Below are 1,197 nucleotides of genomic sequence, written 5' to 3' on the forward strand. Positions count from 1 at the left end.
GGACCCTCAACAAGCCCTATCCTCCCAGCACAGAGGCACTTTTCTTATCTAAACGGTCACTCTCGACCCACCGCCCGGTGAAAGCCCGAGGCTAACAACAACTGAGGCAACCAGCCCAACTTGAGCGCGCACGCCGACAGCCGTCCAACCTCGGCCGACTCCCATCCGACAGGGAGGTTGCTATAGCTGAGAAGCGGAAGGTCGGCGGTTCGCCCCCGCCCCTGCCCACCAGAGATGACCAGCCAAGGGACCCGGACCGACCATGGTTCGGGGTTTTCTTGGACGGCTACCCTGAGGGCGACGCCTGCGTTCGGAGGCTCCCGCCCACGTAAGATCGCCGCCCATGGCACGCCCACGCCGGTCCGCAGTGCTCGCCGCACCCATGATCTTTCTTCTCATCTGCGTGAGCATCATGGTGTGGCACTTCGTCGCCGGCGGCCAGGCTGCGGAGCAACGGGAACAGGCACGAGCTCGCGCGGCTCTGGTCACCTATCTCGACCTGGTTCGGCGTCGCGATTGGACGCAGGCCTGCGCCATGCAGGACGAAGACTCGGGGCTGGAGGATGCTAACTGCAAGGACTTCCTGTCGAGCGGTTCACCTCTTGTGATCTTCGACGTTGGGCGTGTTCTGTGGACCAGGTCGGGCATCGACGGCACCTTTATCGCGTTTGTGGTTGTACTCACTTACGCCGACGGAAGCCACGAGCAGATCGAAATGCAGGTCAGCTCAAAGGTCAGTGGCTACCCGGACACCGTCCTCGACGGCCCGTCCGTCCACACCCGCGAACGCCCCTACGACGGGTGAACCCCCGCCGCGCTCCGGCAGCCAACGCCTTCCGAAAAGGCAAGACGGGTCACCGGTCACCTGCAAGCTGAGAGCGTAGGCATGGTCGGGGCGTCGTTGGGTGTGCCGATGGTTCGCATCGAGGTGGTGACGAGCAGTCGGATAGGTCGGCTGAGCGAGCGCGAAGCGGCGGCCTCCGGGCCTCAGGCCCCGCGGGCTGGGGGCGTACCTGCGCGAAGCCGTCCGTCACACCGTTCGCCGTCCGTGCGGGCGCACCACGGGGCCGGGCAGCGAGGTCGCTCAAGTAGCCGCATACGAGCCTAGTACTCCAGTTGTAGATCGCGATCTTCATGCTTGAGTGGCTTGTCGGTGGTAGTGGCTGGCCTGGGATCGGGCCTGGTGACGGCGTCGCC

At 64.9% G+C, this 1,197-nt stretch carries 1 protein-coding gene; it reads left to right on the plus strand.

The window, feature by feature from the left end; translation table 11 throughout:
• Positions 1-403 precede the first annotated feature (403 nt).
• Positions 404-805 (plus strand): hypothetical protein, encoded by a 402-nt coding sequence (locus tag ABZ806_RS45110; RefSeq protein WP_500226154.1) that lies wholly within the window; start codon positions 404-406, stop codon positions 803-805.
• Positions 806-1,197 lie beyond the last annotated feature (392 nt).

Origin of the sequence: Spirillospora sp. NPDC047418 (assembly GCF_040643275.1) — a bacterium.
Classification (GTDB): domain Bacteria; phylum Actinomycetota; class Actinomycetes; order Streptosporangiales; family Streptosporangiaceae; genus Spirillospora.